The organism is Clostridium guangxiense (genome assembly GCF_021043395.1).
GTDB lineage: Bacteria > Bacillota > Clostridia > Clostridiales > Clostridiaceae > Clostridium_S > Clostridium_S guangxiense.
Genome location: NZ_JAJNKE010000025.1, coordinates 16,468 through 36,096, shown reverse-complemented (window position 1 = coordinate 36,096; position 19,629 = coordinate 16,468). Strand labels below are relative to the sequence as shown.

The 19,629-nt window shown below is 30.9% G+C and carries 14 protein-coding genes; 9 read left to right on the top strand and 5 right to left on the bottom strand.

The window, feature by feature from the left end; all coding sequences use genetic code 11:
- Positions 1-137: 137 nt before the first annotated feature.
- Positions 138-1,358, bottom strand: a complete 1,221-nt coding sequence (locus LQK79_RS13970; protein WP_231016933.1) for an FprA family A-type flavoprotein — start codon at positions 1,356-1,358, stop codon at positions 138-140.
- Between the two features lie 172 nt (positions 1,359-1,530).
- Between LQK79_RS13970 and ric the strand changes: the two genes are divergently transcribed.
- The gene (gene ric, locus LQK79_RS13965; RefSeq protein ID WP_231016932.1) at positions 1,531-2,247 is read left to right on the top strand and encodes an iron-sulfur cluster repair di-iron protein; all 717 of its coding nucleotides are present in this window, start codon (positions 1,531-1,533) and stop codon (positions 2,245-2,247) included.
- A 590-nt stretch (positions 2,248-2,837) separates the two neighbouring features.
- Positions 2,838-4,469 (top strand): methionine--tRNA ligase, encoded by a 1,632-nt coding sequence (gene metG, locus LQK79_RS13960; RefSeq protein WP_231016930.1) that lies wholly within the window; start codon positions 2,838-2,840, stop codon positions 4,467-4,469.
- A 192-nt stretch (positions 4,470-4,661) separates the two neighbouring features.
- Here metG and LQK79_RS13955 read toward each other — a convergent pair whose 3' ends face one another.
- Positions 4,662-5,414 (bottom strand): DUF438 domain-containing protein, encoded by a 753-nt coding sequence (locus LQK79_RS13955; protein ID WP_053243306.1) that lies wholly within the window; start codon positions 5,412-5,414, stop codon positions 4,662-4,664.
- A 161-nt stretch (positions 5,415-5,575) separates the two neighbouring features.
- Here LQK79_RS13955 and LQK79_RS13950 point away from each other — a divergent pair, with 161 nt between their 5' ends.
- The 3 genes from LQK79_RS13950 to LQK79_RS13940 all read left to right on the top strand — a co-directional run bounded on the left by LQK79_RS13950 (position 5,576) and on the right by LQK79_RS13940 (position 8,874).
- A complete protein-coding gene (locus LQK79_RS13950) occupies positions 5,576-6,778 on the top strand; it encodes an oxygen-binding di-iron domain-containing protein (RefSeq protein WP_231016929.1) in 1,203 nt (400 codons plus the stop codon).
- Between the two features lies 1 nt (position 6,779).
- Entirely contained in the window at positions 6,780-7,991 is a 1,212-nt protein-coding gene (locus LQK79_RS13945) for an NAD(P)/FAD-dependent oxidoreductase (RefSeq protein WP_231016928.1), read from the top strand.
- Between the two features lie 139 nt (positions 7,992-8,130).
- On the top strand, positions 8,131-8,874 hold the full coding sequence (locus LQK79_RS13940) for a DUF3784 domain-containing protein (RefSeq protein WP_231016926.1): 744 nt from the start codon (positions 8,131-8,133) through the stop codon (positions 8,872-8,874).
- A 550-nt stretch (positions 8,875-9,424) separates the two neighbouring features.
- Here LQK79_RS13940 and LQK79_RS13935 read toward each other — a convergent pair.
- From LQK79_RS13935 to LQK79_RS13925, 3 genes are all read right to left on the bottom strand, one after another.
- Entirely contained in the window at positions 9,425-10,321 is an 897-nt protein-coding gene (locus LQK79_RS13935) for an ROK family protein (protein ID WP_053242050.1), read from the bottom strand.
- Positions 10,322-10,396: 75 nt separating this feature from the next.
- Positions 10,397-12,169: a sensor histidine kinase gene (locus tag LQK79_RS13930; protein ID WP_231016925.1), complete on the bottom strand. Its 1,773-nt coding sequence runs from the start codon at positions 12,167-12,169 to the stop codon at positions 10,397-10,399.
- Positions 12,162-13,736: a response regulator transcription factor gene (locus LQK79_RS13925; RefSeq protein WP_231016924.1), complete on the bottom strand. Its 1,575-nt coding sequence runs from the start codon at positions 13,734-13,736 to the stop codon at positions 12,162-12,164. Before LQK79_RS13925 ends, LQK79_RS13930 begins: the two co-directional genes overlap by 8 nt.
- 474 nt (positions 13,737-14,210) lie before the next feature.
- Between LQK79_RS13925 and LQK79_RS13920 the strand changes: the two genes are divergently transcribed.
- The 4 genes from LQK79_RS13920 to LQK79_RS13905 all read left to right on the top strand — a co-directional run bounded on the left by LQK79_RS13920 (position 14,211) and on the right by LQK79_RS13905 (position 19,393).
- Positions 14,211-15,524 carry an ABC transporter substrate-binding protein gene (locus LQK79_RS13920; protein WP_053242193.1) on the top strand — a complete coding sequence of 438 codons (1,314 nt, stop codon included), beginning with the start codon at positions 14,211-14,213 and terminating at the stop codon, positions 15,522-15,524.
- Positions 15,525-15,894: 370 nt separating this feature from the next.
- Positions 15,895-16,785, top strand: coding sequence for a carbohydrate ABC transporter permease (locus tag LQK79_RS13915; RefSeq protein ID WP_053242192.1), 891 nt, complete (start codon positions 15,895-15,897; stop codon positions 16,783-16,785).
- Positions 16,782-17,600 carry a carbohydrate ABC transporter permease gene (locus LQK79_RS13910; protein WP_053242191.1) on the top strand — a complete coding sequence of 273 codons (819 nt, stop codon included), beginning with the start codon at positions 16,782-16,784 and terminating at the stop codon, positions 17,598-17,600. Before LQK79_RS13915 ends, LQK79_RS13910 begins: the two co-directional genes overlap by 4 nt.
- A gap of 371 nt (positions 17,601-17,971) precedes the next feature.
- Positions 17,972-19,393 (top strand): carboxylesterase family protein, encoded by a 1,422-nt coding sequence (locus tag LQK79_RS13905; RefSeq protein WP_231016923.1) that lies wholly within the window; start codon positions 17,972-17,974, stop codon positions 19,391-19,393.
- Positions 19,394-19,629: the final 236 nt, after the last annotated feature.

Below are 19,629 nucleotides of genomic sequence, written 5' to 3'. Positions count from 1 at the left end.
CAACTATTGAAATTCATGTGCACCAAAATGTCTAGAAGACGGCATTTTGGTACAAATAAATTTCAAGTTTCAAGGTGGTTTATCTTTAAAATGATTTTAAAGGCTGCCCGTCAAAATTGGGGCGGCCTTAGTTAAAGTTATACTATAAATTCTGCGGCCATTTTTCCTGTGTTTACGGAGGTCACTTTTTTAGCATTATCATAGAAGTTAATTCTAAGAGGAAGGTGTAGATCATTTTCCCCTGTAGCTTTAATAATTTTAGTAGAATCAAGGAGATTTATGTTGCTCTGCTTTAGATAATCATTTATTATTTCTATAGCTTCACCACTCCATCCATAAGAGCCAAAGGCAAAACCGTATTTGCTAGAAAGATCCATAGAAACTATTTCTTTTATATAAGCTTCAATATTACCTATCATGTCACCGTATCTTGTGGAACTTCCTATGACAATTATGTCACTTTCCGCTGCCATTTCTTTTACAACATCAATTGATGAGGTTTTGGCATTTATTATTCTGGCTTCTATTCCTGAGTCTGTAAGACCTTCATAAATATCATTTGCTATTTTTCCAGTATTGCCTGTCATAGAAGTATATAAAATAAGCGCTTTTTTATTGGATGCATTTTTAAGACTCATTTTATCGTATAAATCAATAAACTTTTTAGCATTATTTCTTAATATAAAGCCGTGAGCTGGGGCTATAATATTTATTTCTATATCCTTTAGCTTATGAAGCATTTCTCTTACATAAGGTCTGTGAGAGGCCATAATAAGCGAGTAGTAAACTTTAAAGTCTTCAGTTATATCTTCTGATGCAAGGTCATTAAATAATTTGTAAGTTGCTATGTGAGTGCTAAATATATCACAAGGATAAAGCACCTTATCTTCAATTGAATAAGTTATCATGGTTTCTTCTGTATGAAGATATGGAACCTGAAAAAATTTTAATGTCTTTCCGCCTATGTCTAGGGTATCGCCATCTTTTATTATAAGATATTCTCTGTTATGCAGTTTAAACATGCCATTCAAAAATTCTTTAGCTTTTTCAGTTGTAACAATTACGGCATTTTTTGCCTTGCTCATTAAAGCAGGAAGTGCACCTGCATGATCTGGCTCTACATGGTTTATGACTACATATTTTAAAGTATTTAAGTCAAAGTTTTCTGAAAGCTTTTTTACAAATTCTACTCCAAAAGAAATATCTACAGTATCTATTAATGTAGGCTTTTCAGTTTCTAAAAGATACGAGTTATAGGTTGTTCCTTTTTCTAGTATCAATCTGTGGAATGGAACAGGTCTATCATCTACCTTACCAACCCAAAATGATTTTTCAGCAATTTGTATTTTATTATTCATCATTATCTCTCCTTCGTATATCTCTTGTATTACCGATGCTTTGATTATATGAGTTATTGACTATTTAAACTATGACCACAATCAATTTAAAATTTGATTTCAATCACAGAATTAATGGCTGCTTTTGGGGTAAATTATAGCTAAAGATAAAATAAAATGGAGGATAAAAATTATGAATAATATATTTAGTTTAGATCAAAAAATTGGAGAGATTGTTGCCAAGTTTCCAAGGGCTATGGAGATATTTAAACAGTATAAAATAGATTTTTGCTGTGGAGGAGATAGACTGCTTAAAGAAGCTATTAAGGAACAAAGACTAAGTGGAGAAGAAATAGTATCTAAAATAAATGAAGAATATAGTAAATATATAATTGAAGAGACAAAGAATGTAGATTGGAACAGAGAACCTTATTCAAGGCTAATTGAACACGTTATAAATACTCATCATGCTTATTTGAATGAGACACTACCGCGTCTTAGCGAGCTTACAACAAAAATATTAAGAGTACACGGTGCAAACCACTCAGAACTAATTAAAGTACACAAGCTTTTTCACAGTTTAAAGATGGAATTTGAGCAGCATCTTATAAAGGAAGAAGAAATTGTATTTCCACTTATAATTGAATACGAAAAAACAGGAGATGAAGATATACTAATAAATGCAACTCAAAAAATCACAGAATTAGAAGAAGAACACGAGGGAGCAGGCTCTATATTAAAGGAATTAAGGGAAATTACAAATAATTATGAAATTCCAGAAGATGTTTGTAACAGTTATATAGGGACTTATAGACTGCTTGAAGCTTTGGAGGATGATACCTTTAGGCACATTCATCTTGAAAATAATATTATGTTCCCAAGACTTATGAGTGAAGCAAAGAAAGAGTAAGGGGTACAGAGTACAATGAAGGATGATTTATCTTCCTCTCGTCAGATAAATCTAAAACTTATAAAATGCTTAGATATTTCAATTGTCTGAGCATTTTTTCAGCGAGCAAACATTCACGGGGCATGGGTTTCGCTCATTGAGTTCATTACAATACTTCTTAAGTATTTCATTAGTTTATAAATTTATTGTACTGTCGAAAGTTGTTCAACAACAAATGCACCATCATTATACAAGGAAAGTAGCTTTAAAAATTACTTTTACAGAGAACTCCTATTTGGTGAGAGGGAGAGAGGAATATTAAAGTGAAAATGGCCTTGGAGCTCCGTACCGAAATTCATATGTTAGGCTGCGGCGGGTTTCTCACGTTAAAGGGATAGAGTATAATCATAGCCATTTTTGTGACGTACTTGAAGAGGCTTATATCGCGAGGTATAGGTAAAATAGGATGGTAACACGAAGGTTAACTCTCGTTCCTAAGATTAATTTCTTAGGAACGGGAGTTTTTTTATTTTCTATAAAGTTCATCCGAGGCACAAGGAAATCAATTCCTTTTCCATTTGATTTAAAAAATCATATTGGAGGAATGAAAAATGAATATTTTAATTGGAGGGGCATGGCCATATGCAAATGGATCACTGCATGTGGGACGTATTTCATCAGTATTACCAGGGGATGTTATTGCAAGGTATTATAGGGCGAAGGGAGATAACGTATTATATGTTTCAGGAAGTGACTGCCACGGAACACCAATTGCCATAAGAGCTAAAAAAGAAAATATAAAACCAGGTGCAATTACAGATAAGTACCATAAGGAATTCAAATATTGCTTTGATAAACTTGGATTTTCCTATGATTACTATTCAAGAACAGATGACGAATATCATAAAAAAGAGATTGAAAAGATAGTTAAAAAGTTATATAAAAATGGATTTATTTATGAAAAGGAAGTAAAACAGCTGTATTGTGAACATTGCAATCAATTTTTGCCAGACAGGTATGTTGAAGGAACTTGTCCAGTATGCGGCAATAAGGCAAGGGGAGATCAGTGTGATTCCTGTCAAACTATATTAGAACCACTAGAATTGAATAATAGAAAGTGCAAGCTATGCGGCGAAGAACCAGTTGTAAAAAGTGGAAAGCAATTGTATTTTGCACTTTCAAAATTTCAGCAAACCCTTAAAAAGTATTTTGATAAAACTAAAAGTGAATGGAGATTAAATGCGGTTAACAATACGGAAAGATATTTAAAAGAAGGGCTTCGCGACAGGGCAATTTCAAGAAACCTTGATTGGGGGATAGATGTGCCAATTGAAGGCTATGAGGATAAAAAAATATATGTTTGGATAGATGCTGTTCTTGGATATTTAACTGTGAGCAAAAAATGGGGAGAGGAAAATCATAAAGATTGGAAAAAGTTTTGGGATAAGGATGCTAGAAGCTACTATATTCATAGCAAAGACAATATTCCATTTCATACCGTTATACTTCCAGCCCTTTTAAGTGAAATTGGAATCGAAAAACTTCCTGACAGGGTTGTCTCTAGTGAATATGTGACTTTGGAAGGGAAAAAAATATCAACAAGTAACAATTGGGCGGTTTGGGTTCCAGATATAATTGAAAAATATAATCCAGATGCCATAAGATATTTTCTCATATCAAATGGGCCAGAGAGAAGGGATACGGATTTCTCTTTTAGAGAATTTATTAAGAAAAATAATAACGAGCTTCTTTCTGCATATGGCAATCTTGTAAATAGAACTTTGGTTTTTGTAAATAAGTATTTTGATAACTTTGTGCCAGAGGGAGAAGAAGATGAAGCTTTAAAAAAATCTATTTTAGAGCTGTATGTTAATATAGGAGATAAGATAGAACATGGAGAACTAAAAAATGCTGTTGATGAGGTTTTTGAATTTATAAGAAGCATAAATAAATATTTTGATGAAAATACTCCTTGGGTTACTATAAAGAGTGATAAGAAGATTTGCGGAAATGTTATTTATAATTGTTTAAATGCAATAGCTAATATAGCCAATATACTTGAACCATTTTTACCTTTTTCATCTCACAAAATTAAGCACTGGCTTGAATTTAATGTGGATAAGTTTGAGTATTTTTCTTTGGAGTGTGGAAAACAAATTGGGGAGTTTGAAATTTTGTTTGAAAGATTAGATAAAAAGATTATTGAAGAAGAAGAGATAAAGCTTCAAGCTAAAAAAGGATGATTTTCTTCTGTTTCACTACTGTGGGAGCGAAGTAACAATGCTGAAAGAACGATTTAAAAAAGTCCTAATAAATCTTAGATTTATAGGACTATTTAAGAAAATATTTTTATCTAGTTCAAGAATCACATGGGCTAAACGCCTAAACCCACAGTGGTTTATGCGACGAAGCATTGTTACTTCGCAATCTTTGTACTATTTTCCTGGTGTAAAAGGGCAGTAGCCTATTTCATCACTTTTGTTTTTCATTTCTGCCCATAAATTTTCATCTTTTAATGCATCTATAGCTGTAGGGTATAAAATGTAATTTTCCTTATAAATGTGGTCTCTTAGATGAAAAACAATATATTTAGCCAATTCATCTACTTTTGCTTTACATTCATCAAAGTCAGCATTTTGAGCTTCATGTGCTGCGTCTCTGAGCAATCTTTTCCTTTTCCTAAGATCATCATGTTCCATCCTCATTATTCTAGTTGGACCTGTAATATTTCTCTTTTCAAGCTCTGGAAATAATACATCTTCTTCGCGTTTGTGATGTTTTTCTGCATCCAAAATATTATTTGCTAAATGCTCTAATTTTGTAAATAAGTTTGGATTTTCACTGTAATTATTTAAGGCTTGAATGGTTAAATTAAGTGCTTCTAATTCTGTTAAGAATTCCTTTATTTTTTCATGTTCAATTATAAGAGTATCTAACATATGCCCAGGCTCAATTTTTTTCTTGAGTTTTACCAATTCATCGCTAAGAACTTCCATATGGATGTCACATAAATTTCTTAAGTCTTGTGGATTTACCCCTTGCTCTATAAGGCGCTGTTCTGCAATAGATAATTCTATAGGATCTATATTTGCAACTATATTTAAAGCTTCTCTCCTTGATTCTTCCGTTACACCTTCGTTAAGCTTTCTTAAAACAGCTGTAAGATTTTTAATTCTATCTTCATTTATTGAGTTCATATACAATACCTCCTAAGTATTTCATTAATTTATAGATTTATTTTACTGCCGAAAGTTATTAATTAATGTGATTTCAATCAAATTTTTTTTGAATAATTAATACGGTAAACGCTCATATTAATCTTAGGAATTATTTGTAAGGAGTGAAAATAATGAAAGAATTGAGTAAGGATGTTTACTGGGTAGGAGCTATTGATTGGAAAGTAAGATATTTTCATGGTTATGAGCTTTCAACGCATAGAGGAAGTTCATACAATGCATATCTTATAAAAGATGAGAAGACAGTACTTATAGATACGGTATGGGAACCACTGACGGATAGGCTTATTGAAAATTTGAAAGAGGTTGTAGATATAAGCAAAATAGATTATGTTGTAATGAATCATTTGGAACCAGATCATTCTGGAGCTTTGCCTACTATTATGAAGTACATTCCTAATGCCACTATAATAGTGTCCAAAAAGGGAATGGAAAGTATAAAGGAATATTACCATACAGATTGGAATTTAAAGGTGGTTACTCAAGGCGAAAAAATTAACATAGGAAAGCATGAGCTTATGTTTATAGAAGCATCAATGCTGCACTGGCCGGATAGTATGTTTACATATTTACTAGGAGAAAATATTTTGTTTTCCAATGATGCCTTTGGGCAGCACTATGCATCTTCAAAGCTTTTTAATGACTTGGCAGATGAATGTGAGATTTATCAGGAAGCGTTAAAGTACTATGCAAATATATTGACACCTTTTAGCAAAATGGTTACTAAAAAGATAGAACAGATAAAAGAACTTAAGTTGCCTATAGATATGATAGCACCAAGTCACGGAATAATATGGAGAAAAGATCCTATGAAAATTGTTGAGAAGTATTATGAGTGGTCGAAGGGTATATCTGAAAAAAGCGCTGTAATAATATATAACTCTATGTGGGGAGCAACACATAATATGGCGGAATTTATAGCAAAGGGTTTGGCACAAGGAGGCGTTCAATATAAGATATTCAATACAGGAACAGCTGATAGAAATGATATTTTAGCGGAAGTTTTTAAGGCTAAAGGCATAATTTTAGGGTCATCGACGGTAAATAACGGTGTACTAACGTCAATAATGCCAGTTGTGGAAGATTTAATGGGGCTAAAGTTTATTGATAAGGTTGGCGCAGCTTTTGGAAGTTATGGTTGGAGTGGAGAATCCCCTAAAATGTTATCTGATTATCTTACAAAGGCTAAAATCGAAGTTATAGAAGAACCATTAAAGGCTAAATACATGCCAGATGAACAGGAACTTCAAAGCTGCATGGAGTTTGGAAAAAATTTTGCAAAAATTATGTTATCAAAAATGGAGGTGGGGAAATAAGGTGGCTTGCAGGATTATTATTGTTGGAGCTGGAGTTGCCGCTGTAAATGCAATAAAGGCAATAAGAGAGTATGATAAAGAATCGGAGATAATCCTTATTGGGGATGAAAAGTTTTATCCTTACAGCAGAATAAAATTAACTAAAAGTATGCTTGAGAATCTTGAGGAAGATAAAATTCTTTTGCAAAAAAAAGATTGGTATGCAGCCAATAATGTAAGTTTGTATTTAGGTAGATCAGTTATTAAAGTTGATACTGATAACCACAAGGTTATTTTAGATGATGAAAGTAAATTTTCCTATAAAAAGCTTCTTTTGGCAAGTGGAGCTCATAATTTTATTCCTCCAATACAAGGTATAGAAAAGCCGGGAGTATATTCAATAAGGAAGTTAGAGGATATTAAAAAGTTGCAAGATACTTTAAGAGAAAAAGAAGTGATTTTAAACATAGGCGGAGGAATACAAGGCTTAGAAACTGCATGGGTACTCCATCAACATGGGAAAAAAATTATTATAGTTGAGTTTCAAAACCGATTAATGCCTGCACAACTTGACGATAAAGCTTCAAGGACTCTTCAAAGAGCTATTGAAAGTTTTAATATAGAAGTACATTTGAATACTCAGGTTAAGACCATCGTTGGAGAAAGTGAGGTTAAAGAAGCTTTAACAAATTCTGGTGATAATTTAAAATGTGATATGGTAGTTTATTCTGTGGGTATAAGGACAAATATAGATTTCCTTCAAGATTCACTAATAAGTTTAAATCATGGTGTAATAGTAAATAATATGATGCAAACTAAATTAAAAGATGTATATGCTGCTGGTGATGTTGCAGAATTTGAGGGTAAAATATCGGGAAGCTGGAGCGCAGCAGCCAATCAGGGAAAAATTGCGGGATACAATATAGCAGGTAAAGAGGTTAAGTACTCTGGGATAGTACCTGTAACAACTTTAAATGCTTTTAACATTTCTTTATTTTCTATAGGAAATGTAGATGAGAAGCAGTGCAGCACTACATTAACTGATGGAGATGATATGTCTTTGTCGTACAAAAGAATATTTATAAAGGATAATCATATTGTAGGGGCAATAATAATAGGCGATGCCAAAAAATTACCGCTTCTTAAAAAGGTTATTGAAAATAAAGTAGATATCACTAAGTTTACATCACATTCAATGTCTGTAAGCGAGCTTATAGATAAGCTAAAAGGTTAAAAATTGAGTATAGATTTTCTTTATTGATCCATATTGTTGTAATTATAACATTTCATTGTAATATAGTTTAAGAATTTCATGCTTTTTATAAACCTATATGTTATAATACCAATATAACAAAATAAAGGAGATGGATTTAATGCTCTTTTTAACATTTTTTCTATGTGGAGTTTTAATATTGGGGATAGGAGTATTTTTATATAAATCAAAGAAAATAGAAATACTTTCTGGATATGATATAACAAAAGAATATGATAGAGAGGGACTTGCTAAGTTTGATGGAAAAAACCTTATGTATATAGGTGGACTTTTAATAGTTTTAGGCTTTTTAAATTTATTTTTTAAATATGACAGGTTCTTTATTATATCATTGATTATCTTTTTTATTTTGATAATGGTGCTTGTTATGGTATCTGTAAAAGGAAGCGGAAAATACATTTTATCAGAGAATGAAAATTCAATACGATCAAGGCAAAAACAAAATAAGCTGGGCTTAATAGTTATATTGGTTATTATTCTAGTGACAATTATACCTATAGGAATTATTTTTGGAATAGAACTTAATGGAAAGACAGAAGTTAGTGTAAATGGAAAAGAAGTAAAAATAAAATCAGGTCTAGAATCAACAAGTTTTAATTTTAATGACATAAAAAAAGTATATATTAAAAATACAATTCCTAATTTTAGCAAAATATCTGGACTTAATATGGAGGATATAAACAGAGGTAGATTTAATGTATCAGGGTATGGCGATGGATATATTTTTCTTGAAACGAACAGGGGACCGTATTTATATGTAATGTTAAAAGATGGCTTTGTTATAATCAACAGCAAGGATGCTTCAAAAGTTAATGGATATTATCATAAAATTAGCAATAAGTAGAAGTAATGACAAAGTAAAAATATTGCGAAGTAATACTGCTTTGCAACATTAAAAAAATTCTATAAATCTAAGGTAAAAAAATCATAAAATCCTAAGATATTTCAATAACTTCCTATCGGTCAAACAAATTAAAATATCTAAGTATTTTATGATTTTTTTACCAAGATTTATTAGAATTTTTTTAAATCGTTCCTTCAGCAGTATTACTTCGCTCCCACGGTAGTGCAAGGAAAAAATTCCTCCGTACCTACGGAATTTTTGGTGTGAACTTGTCCACTCATTTATTGATTAACAGTGATTATAGCGTATTTTTCGTAGGGAACCGGAGAAAAATTTACCTTGCATTTCCGGTTTAGCGAAGTAACAGTATTGAAGAGATGATTTAAATGAAAGCTAATAAATCTTAGGTGATGATTGTTAAAAGGCTTAGAAGTTTCAATCTGTTTGAGCCACAGGCGAGTTATTGAAACTTCTTAGAATTTTGACAATCATCACCTTAGATTTATAGTTTCCATTTAATATCTCAAGATACTGTTACTTCGCAATATTTTTATTTTCCGAATCGCATAAGATAATTATGCAGTGCTCCAATTAAATTTGAATCATTAAAAAATTTGCAGCGTACTATTTCAGGTTTTATCATGTATTTTATTTCTGTTGAGCATTTTTCAATATTCTTTTCAATGTATTGAAATAATATATCTTGTCTACTTATTCCACCCCCAATAGCAAACTTTTCAGGGTCATAAATATGCTGAAGGTTATATAATTGTAGAACTAGTTTATGACAATATTCATCTAATATCCGTAATGCGTCTTCATCGCCGCTGTTAGCGTATTCAAAAAACTTACGACCATCTACTTTGTCTAATGGTAAATCCTTGGATCTTGCAAGGGGGATAGTTAGTCCACATGTTCCACAATCGTCTGCAAAAGTTTGAGTAGATTTTCCGTATAAAGGAGGATTATTAGTAAAAATAAAGCTAAATTCACCAGCAATAAAATGCTTTCCTTTGAGAAGTTTTTTATCTTTAATTATTCCACCGCCGATGCCAGTACCAAGAACTACTACAATACCATCATCATAGTCTTTAAGATTTCCAACCCAAGCTTCTGCAAGTGCAGCGCATTTTCCATCATTTTCTATTGAAATTGGAACAGGGCAGCGTTTACTTAGGATAGTTCCTATTTCTGTTTCATTATTGTATTCCAAAGCACCTCCAGTATATAAGTATCCAGTATTACTATTAATTCTTCCAGGCATGCTTATAGCTATTCCAGAAATTACGTTTTTGTACTTGTCAAAAATCGAGCCTATGGTATCGATAAAATGTTCTAATGTATCAACGGGGGTAGGGCTTTGATTTTTTTCTATAAATTCTGCTTTTTCATTCATAATGGCATATTTTATGGCTTGACCGCCAACATCTAGTACTAAAAAGTTCATCATGATCACTCCTAAATATTTTGTGAGATAAATGTATACATTTTCATATAATTATTTAAATTGTACCATATAAATTTATAAAATAATAGGCAAAACTATGCTCACTGTAGTTCCAACGTTAGGTTTGCTTTTTATGGATACACCATATTTATCACCATATAAAAGCTTGATTCTATCATCGACATTTTTTATACCTATTCCTGTAAAGTGCTTATGCTTTGAAGTTTTTGATAAAAATAAAGTTGATAATTCAGTTTTATCTATACCAATTCCATCATCAATTATTTCGCAGAGCAGATTTTTACTTTTTTCTGATATAAATACGTGAATATGTCCTTCTTCGTCGCCTGTAAAGGCATGAAAAAAAGCATTTTCTATAAAAGGCTGCAGCATGAGTTTTGGAAGCTTATATTCATTGCATTGAGGAAAAACATGAAAGTTAACCTTTATTTTTTCTCCGTATCTCATTTCATTTATAAATACATAATTTTTTAAATTAAGAATTTCTTTTTCTACAGTAACTGTTTCACTTGTATCACTTATTGTATTCTGTAGTAAAGAGATAAAAGAATCTATAGTACTACCTGTTTTTTCTTTATCACCTTTTAGCATTAGCCATTTTATGGAGGCTAAAGTATTATATATGAAATGAGGGTTAATTTGCATTTGAAGGGCTGACAATTCAGCTTTTCTTTGTTTTTTTTGGGCTAGCATTAGTTTTTCTACGTAATCGTTAAGACTATCAAGCATGTAATTAAAGGAACTACTAAGCTTTGTTATTTCGGGACTACCCTTAAGATTTATGTGATTGTTAAAGTTGCACTCAGTAATTTTAGACATTTCTTTTACTAAAATTCTGAGAGGTGCTGTAGTTTTTCTTGTTACCATAAATAAAATTGAAAAGGTTATAAAAATTATTATTGAGCAAATCAATATTATTTGTTTAGTATTATACATGTCACTTAAAGCTTTATTTGTATCTATTATATTTACAAGATAAAAATCATATATGGGCATATATTCTGATAATATTATGCATTTCTTTTTATTTAAAGTTATATTTAAATACTTAATATGATTTTTTTTGATTTCTTTGCCTAGATTTAAAAGATTATAATTTTTACTTCCAATCATATTATTAATGCTGGAAGAAACCACAGTACCATTAGAAGATATAACTGCAACATCATTACCTGTAGTAGTGAAATTAGAATAAAGCTTTTTAAAAACTTTTTCGTTTATAGTCATATATATTACTCCAAAAGGGCTTTTTGTTAATTGATCATACAAAACTTTTGTAGCGACTATTGCACTGTCATTTTTAGTTAGACTTGTAAATCCATGATTGTTATATTGATATAAAACTCTATATGGATTTTTTAGTGCTATTTTTGTTATAACATTATTTTTTACTACACTAACAGGTGTGGTAAGCAAAGAGCTATTGCTTATATAAATAGTATTATTTTTACCTACAAGCAGCATTTCTATATAGTTATCATTTAAAAGCTGTTCATTGATTTTTATATGCTGCTGTAGATTATAGGTTACATAAAATAATTCTGATGGATCAGTTATGTTTTCACTAAAGTAACGTCTAAAGGCCCAACTATTGTTTACAGTATTTATTGTACTTATAATTTTATCATTTAAATCTGAAGAATTAGCTTGGATTTGCTTTAAAATTTTTGTACTTGATATACTAAAATTATTTATAAATATTTTCTTTGAAATATTCATTATACTTATTGCAGTTATAATTGAAATGCTCACACTGCTTATAAGCATTATTGTGGCCAAAGTAAAAAATAGGCTTTTATTTTTAAGTCTTTTTGTTAAATTATACATAAGAACCTCTTTTTTTATCCAAAATAAGTTTTCTATATTTACTTGGAGTTAATTTTTTTAACTTTTTAAATACTTTGCAAAAATAACTGTGATCTGAATATCCAACCATATAGCTGATTTCGGAAACTGGTATTTTTTCATCAAATAAAAGCTTTGATGCTTTTTCTACACGAACTTTGTTTAAGTACTCACTAAAACCTTCACTGCTATGAGAGCTAAAATAGGATGAAAGATAATAATAATTAAAATGGAATTTATTTGCCAGTTCTTTTAGAGAAAGCTGCTCATCATAATGCTCGTATATATATTCTATAATTTCGCTTATTATATGATTATTAAAAGAATTCTTTTGATGCTCTAATAATGCATTGAATTTATTTTCTAAAACGTCAACAAAGTCCATCAATTCATCAGCAGACTCTGCATTATCTATTTTTTCAAAATATTCTCGTTTGGAATCGTTTATTTCTTCTATATTAAAACTGAGTTCATCTAATATGTTGATGATGCTATAAAGTGAATTTTCAAAAAGTGTCTTAAGATCAAATTCATTTATAGTTAAACTTTTTATACAAAAGGAAATATAATTTTTTAAATAATTTAATGCAGCTTCAAGGTTAAGCATGTAAACTTGATTTGAATAATATTTAAAATCAAATTTATACTTTGAATCGTTTTTTAAAATATCTTTTGAGTATATTATGTTTTTACCCTTTAAATAAAATTTGTATCCAAGTGTAGACTTAAAGTCATATATATAAACATCTTTAAGTTTATATATGGAGTCAAAAACTTTGCTGACTACAAAAAATATTTTTGAAAATTTATTTGAAGTGTTTAGATAAATTTTGTCTATTTTTTTTGCAATATTACTTTTATTTGTTAAATCAAAATTTATTAGAAGTAAAAATAAATTACTGTCTACATTTATCTCGTAATAAACTACATTGTTTAAATTATCTTTACAGGTTTCAGATAAAATAGCTTTAAGTGATAGAGAATTTGAAGAAGTATTAATAATTGACTTTTTTAAATTGGTGCCTAGTAGTAAAAAAGAGTTATAAGGGAAAAATTTTTTGATCTTTTTTTGATCTAGAGTCGCATCAAAACCAGATATTAGTTTATTTAAAAAGTTTTTTAAATTCAATTCTTCAAGGTTTTTGGGAGTTGAGAGAACAAAATTTGGAATATTGGCAGCTGTGTTTTTTAAAAGGCAAATGAGATCTTCTGGTTTTAACTTAGGCTTTAATATATAATCATTTATACCGTGCTTAAAGGTATCCTTTACATATTTAAAATCGCTGTAGCTGCTTAAAATTATAATTTGTATTTCGGGGTATTTTGTCTTTACTATTCTTGAAAGATCAACACCATCCATAACAGGCATAACAACATCCGAAATAATTATATGAGGTTTAAGTTTGTCTATAAGTTCAATAGCTTCTTTTCCATTTGAAGCTTCTCCTGTAATTTCAAAGCCTTCTTTTTCCCAATTTATAAGGTGCTTTATGCCTTGTCTTAATAGATATTCATCGTCGACTATCAAAATTTTGCATAAATTATCCAACAAGATCAACTCCCTTAAAGATTTTAAAAGCTATTCAGTATTATGTTACTATATATAAACCAGTCTAACTACCAAAATCAATTTGAAGTTTCAAATGGTTTATCTCTGTTTATATTTTATTATAAGATAATAAATGATTTATTTCAATTAATAGAATGGCAAAGTAGAGCCTATGTAAATGTATACAAAAATATTTATAGAATCTTAAAAAAATACAAGTTTACAATTTGGCAATAATTTAAGCACATCAAAATATAGCAAGTTTACATCAATATATTTCTAATAAATTTAAACGATTTCAATTATAATTAACTTAAGGTTAACAACTAAAGGGTTCACAAGGTCAAACTTAAGTTATGCATGTTCCAAAATGGATGCATTCATGGCATTATGATGAATGCACAACTTAATAATTGAACTGTAAATCCTATAAGTTGATTAAAATAGAATTTAAGTTTTTAGGGGGAATAGTTAATGAAAGCGAAAAAGATAATTGCTGTTGTTTTAAGTGCATTTATGACGCTGGGTTTAGGGGCGTGTGGGCAAAGTGGTACATCTACATCAAATAAAAGTGCTTCTAATAGCGGGAGTAAATCGCTAGTTGTATGGGCATGGGATGGAACTTTTAATGTTCCTGCTGCGAAGGAAGCAGCGGCAATATATAAAAAGAAACATCCAGAAGTAAAAGTAAAAGTAGTTGAGATGGCTCAAAATGATATAGTTCAGAAATTGAATACAAATTTAAGTTCAAATACTACTTCTGGATTGCCCAATATAGTTTTGATTGAAGATTATAGAGCACAAAATTTTCTTACATCTTATTCAGATTGGTTTCAAGGCGTTTCAAGTAAAGTAAGTAAGTCAAATTTTATGAATTACAAAATTAAACCAGAAAGCTATAAGGGCAAGCTGTATGGAATTCCTTTTGATAGTGGTGTAGCTGGTTTATTCTATAGAACTGATTTAATAGAGCAAGCGGGTTATAAGACATCAGATATGCAAAACATTACTTGGGATAAATTTATAGAAATTGGTAAGGCTGTAAAAGCAAAAACAGGGAAGGAGATGCTTACACTAGATCCTAGTGATTTAGGAATACTTAGAATAATGATGCAGTCAGCAGGAGAATGGTATGTAAAAGATGATGGAAAAACTGTAAACCTGCAAAATAATGAGGCTTTAAAGGATGGCATTAAGATTTATAAAGAGATGATAGATGCTGGAATTGTAAAGCCAGTTTCAAACTGGGATCAATTTGTAAGTGCCTTTCAAAAGGGTGATGTTGCATCTGTACCAACAGGATGTTGGATTTCAAGTTCTATAACTAAAGCAGCAGATCAAAGTAAGAAGTGGGCAATTGCTCCAATACCAAAGCTTAGCACAATATCTGCTTCAGTAAATGCATCTAGTATTGGAGGTGCTGGCTGGTATGTTCTAAAGAAGGTTGGAAATGCTGATGCAGCCGCTGATTTTCTTGCTGAGACATTTGGAAGCAACAAAGAGCTTGCTAATACTCTTGCTGATAAGATTGGGCTTGTAAGTACATTGAAATCTGCTTCAACCACATCAAATTATCAAAAAACAGTTGAGTTTTATAACAATCAAAAAACTTTACAGGATTTTTCTAATTGGACAGAGCAAGTACCATCAGTTAATTATGGATTATACACTTATAATATAGAAGACATTTTGACATCAACAGTTCAATCTATTGTTAAAAAAGGTGCCAATATAGATACCGCTCTTAAGGATGCTCAGACTCAAGCAGAAGCAGCTGTAGCAAAGTAGCAAAGATAGCTAGACAGTTTGGAACTTTAGAATTACTAATTCAAAGTTATTCTGACAAACTGGAATTTAACTCAGAGTACAAAGTACAGAGGACAGAGTACAGTGAAGGATGATTTTTCTCCGCTGTCGCTACAAAAATCTTAAACTTAATGCACGCAAAGCGCTTAAAATATAGTGCTCAGCGTAGCTGACACTATTAAGTTCTAAGATTTACTTGAGAGAAACGAAAGGTAAATCCACCTTCACTGTACTCTGTACTTTGTACTCTGTGCTCTGAATCAACTTCCAGTTTATCGGGATGTATTTCAAATACACACTTTCTGCATTTCAAGGGATTTATCTAGTATATTGCTAAAAAGGAGGCTTTAAATTGAGTATTAACAAGAAAAATGCCTTACAGAAAAAATATAATGCTGTAGGCTGGCTTTTTACAATATTAAGCATAGTACTTATAATTACATTTGTTTTTTATCCTATGGTCCAGGCTTTTATTACCTCATTAAAATCAGGCGTGGGGAATAATTTGAAATTTTCAGGACTTTCAAATTATAAAAGATTATTTACTGATAAAATTTTTAAAAAAGCAGTTACAAATACTCTAATTTATTTAGTAGTACAAGTTCCTATAATGATTTTACTTGCTTTATTTATATCTGTTCTTTTAAATGATAAAAAAATTAAAGGAAAGGGGTTTTTTAGGACAGCAATATTTCTACCTTGCGTAACCTCATTAGTAGCATATTCTGTAATATTTAAAAGTTTATTTGCAAGTGATGGACTAATGAATAAACTTTTAATGCAAATTCACTTGATAGCTACTCCAATAGAATGGCTTACAAGTCCATTTTGGGCTAAAATCACAATAATTATTGCAATAACCTGGCGCTGGACTGGATATAATATGATTTTTTATTTAGCAGGACTTCAAAACATTGATGCATCGATTTATGAAGCGGCTAAAATAGATGGAGCATCGGCGGCAAAACAATTTTTTAATATAACTGTACCACTTTTAAAACCAATAATTTTGTTTACAACTATTACTTCAACTATAGGAACTCTTCAATTATTTGATGAAGTTATGAATATAACACAAGGTGGACCGGGAAATGCAACTACTACTATATCTCAGTATATATATAATTTGAGCTTTAAATATAGTTCTAATTTTGGATATGCAGCTGCAGTTTCTTACACTATTGTGGTTATGATTATAATATTGTCAATAATACAATTTAAAGTGGCAGGTGATGAAAAATGAAAAATGGTAAAAGGGTGCTTGAATATATATTTTTAATTTTAATATCGATAATATCAATTTTTCCATTTTTATGGATGATTATAAGTATGACTAATAAATCAATAGATGTTACAAAAGGTTCTTTAATTCCAGGAACTTATTTTATCCAAAACATTCATAATCTTTTTAGCTCTGATTTGAATTTCGCATTATCTATATGGAATTCGGCTAAAATAGCAATTATTACAACTATATTAGCGTTGACCGTTTCATCTTTGGCAGGTTATGGATTTGAAATATATAGAAGTAAAGCTAGAGATAAAGTATTTAATATATTGCTATTATCTATGATGGTTCCATTTGCTGCACTTATGGTACCTTTGTTTAAAATGTTCAGCAGTTTTAAAATTGTAGGTTTAAATACAATGTCTTCAGTGATAATTCCTAGTATATCAACTGCATTTTTAGTATTCTTTTTTAGACAAAATACAAAGGCATTTCCTAAAGATATTTTGGAGGCAGGGCGTATAGATGGATTAAATGAATTTCAGATATTCACAAGAATTTATGTTCCAGTAATGAAATCAACTTATGCAGCAGGGGCAATTATTACATTTATGTCTAGCTGGAATAATTATATGTGGCCTCTTATTGCACTTCAAAGCCCAGAAAAGAGAACAGTACCTCTTATTATTTCAACTATGGGTTCCTCCTATACACCGGATTATGGAATGATTATGGCAGGAATAGTAATAGCCACACTTCCTACAGCTCTAGTATTCTTTTTAATGCAAAAGCAGTTTGTAGCTGGAATGGTTGGATCAGTTAAAGGATAATTTTATTTTAGTTAACATTATATAAATAATGCAAAGTGATACTGCTTTGCAACATTAAAAAAATTCTATAAATCTAAATGGTAATTTTAAACGAGTACTTGCTTAAGGTATAGAAGGATAATGGGCAAAGCCTAAGCCTCGTACATGTTTACTCACCTATGGTTTATCTTTAGTTCAAGATAAGTGTTGATAGAGCCGATAATTATTTTGTTATCTTCTATCATTTGTGCTGTCCTTAAGCTTTGAGAGATTCTGCATAGGAAAAGTTCAGTTTTCTTGCTACATCAACTATGATTTCAGAGTTTTTAAGTGAATTTTGCAAGAAAGCAGGTTTTAGCCCTAAGATTATTTTTGAAAGGTGGTAGTACTGTATGATAGTTACAGATATTATAAAAACCACAAGTGGTAAAGTTCAAGGCTTTGTTTCAAACGGATATCAAATTTTTCTTGGAATCCCATTTGCAAAGGCAAAGAGATTTTGTCCACCTCATGAAGTAAAGTGGAAGGAAACTTTTAAGGCTTTTAAATGTGGTGCAAGATGCTGGCAAAGTTCTAAAGAGGCAAAAGAGGAATTTGGTATGTCAAATGACTGCTTAAGTATGAATATATTTACGCCAGATCTTAAAGGAAAACTTCCTATTATTGTTGATATATACGGTGGAGCGTTTCAAAATGGTGGAGCTGATAAAAAGGTGAAGACTGGGGTCGGGTTATTAAGGGGAGAGCCTTTTGTCTATATAGGTTTTAATTATCGTGTAGGAGTGTGGGGCTATCTTTACTTAGGAGAAGAGCTTGGGGATAAATACAAGACTTCAGGTAATAACGGTACATTAGACCAAATAGCAGCATTAAAGTGGATTTATAATAATGCAGCTGCCTTTGGCGGCGATTCAAATAGAATTACAGTGATTGGTGAATCTGCTGGTGCTAAATCTATTGGTGCACTTATGGTAGCAAAAGAATCCAAAGCTTTGTTTCATAGTGCTATATTATCAAGTGGCGGAATTCAAAGCATAAGAGATACCAAGACTGCACATGAAATAACAAAACGCTTTCTTAAGATTTTAAAGCTTAATAATATTGAAGATATACTTACTATAGAAAATGACAGCTTAATGAAAGCAAATGAAGAGTTTTGCAGCAGCAGTGCATCTACTTGTTATTTTGGGCCTGTGGCTGATGATGTTGTAATTCAAAGTACCTGGAGCCAGGACATTAAAAAGGAAGATGGATGGAAAGGCAGCGTAGTTATTGGCTGTAATAAAAATGAATGCGGATGGTACAGCTACTTTACTAAGAATGAAGAGTTCAGCAAAATAGCTAAACAGCTTTTTGGTGATAATTCGGTATATGCAGAAAAAGAATTTAGCAAAATTTTTAATGACATCACTGAAAAAGATAAAATTCAAAAGAAATGCGATATCATCTCTGATTATATGTATAGAACTCACACTTATAAATTAGCTGATATTTTAATAGAAAGAGGACTTCCAGTATGGCAGTACAGTTATGAATTACAACCTGCGCTTCATGCATTTGACATCATGGCACTGTGGGAAGATAGCATGCCAGAAATGCTTCTTGAAGTCTTATCACAAGAGGAAGTGAAAAAATCAGGAGATATTTTGCATGATATGTATGTACATTTTGTTATAAATGGTAAGCCAAAATGGTTCATGTCTACTAAAGAACAAAAATATATTTTAAGAATTGACGCTGAGGCACATGTGGAAAAATTAGATAAGCCTGATGCGCTGATGAATTTCCCAGAACAAGTGATGAGACTATCTTAATAAAGAAGAGGTTACTTTAGTAAACCAAAAAAATGAAGTATATGCCCCATTTTGTACTATTAGTTGAAATACGGTTACTAGCTCTCTAATACATTCAAAATAGAGAAAACTAATATTTGGTTTAGATATCACATGGGCTAACCGCCCAAACCCCAGATTATAGAGAAAACTAATATTTGGTTTAGATATCACATGGGCTAACCGCCCAAACCCCAGATTATAGAGAAAACTAATAT

Excerpts from the sequence above, each read along its gene's own strand:
- LQK79_RS13905 (WP_231016923.1), top strand. The coding sequence starts at position 17,972 with ATGATAGTTACAGATATTATAAAAACCACAAGTGGTAAAGTTCAAGGC.
- LQK79_RS13950 (WP_231016929.1), top strand. The coding sequence starts at position 5,576 with ATGAAAGAATTGAGTAAGGATGTTTACTGGGTAGGAGCTATTGATTGG.
- metG (WP_231016930.1), top strand. The coding sequence starts at position 2,838 with ATGAATATTTTAATTGGAGGGGCATGGCCATATGCAAATGGATCACTG.
- LQK79_RS13940 (WP_231016926.1), top strand. The coding sequence starts at position 8,131 with ATGCTCTTTTTAACATTTTTTCTATGTGGAGTTTTAATATTGGGGATA.
- LQK79_RS13935 (WP_053242050.1), bottom strand. The coding sequence starts at position 10,321 with ATGAACTTTTTAGTACTAGATGTTGGCGGTCAAGCCATAAAATATGCC.
- LQK79_RS13930 (WP_231016925.1), bottom strand. The coding sequence starts at position 12,169 with ATGTATAATTTAACAAAAAGACTTAAAAATAAAAGCCTATTTTTTACT.
- LQK79_RS13910 (WP_053242191.1), top strand. The coding sequence starts at position 16,782 with ATGAAAAATGGTAAAAGGGTGCTTGAATATATATTTTTAATTTTAATA.
- LQK79_RS13970 (WP_231016933.1), bottom strand. The coding sequence starts at position 1,358 with ATGAATAATAAAATACAAATTGCTGAAAAATCATTTTGGGTTGGTAAG.
- LQK79_RS13920 (WP_053242193.1), top strand. The coding sequence starts at position 14,211 with ATGAAAGCGAAAAAGATAATTGCTGTTGTTTTAAGTGCATTTATGACG.
- ric (WP_231016932.1), top strand. The coding sequence starts at position 1,531 with ATGAATAATATATTTAGTTTAGATCAAAAAATTGGAGAGATTGTTGCC.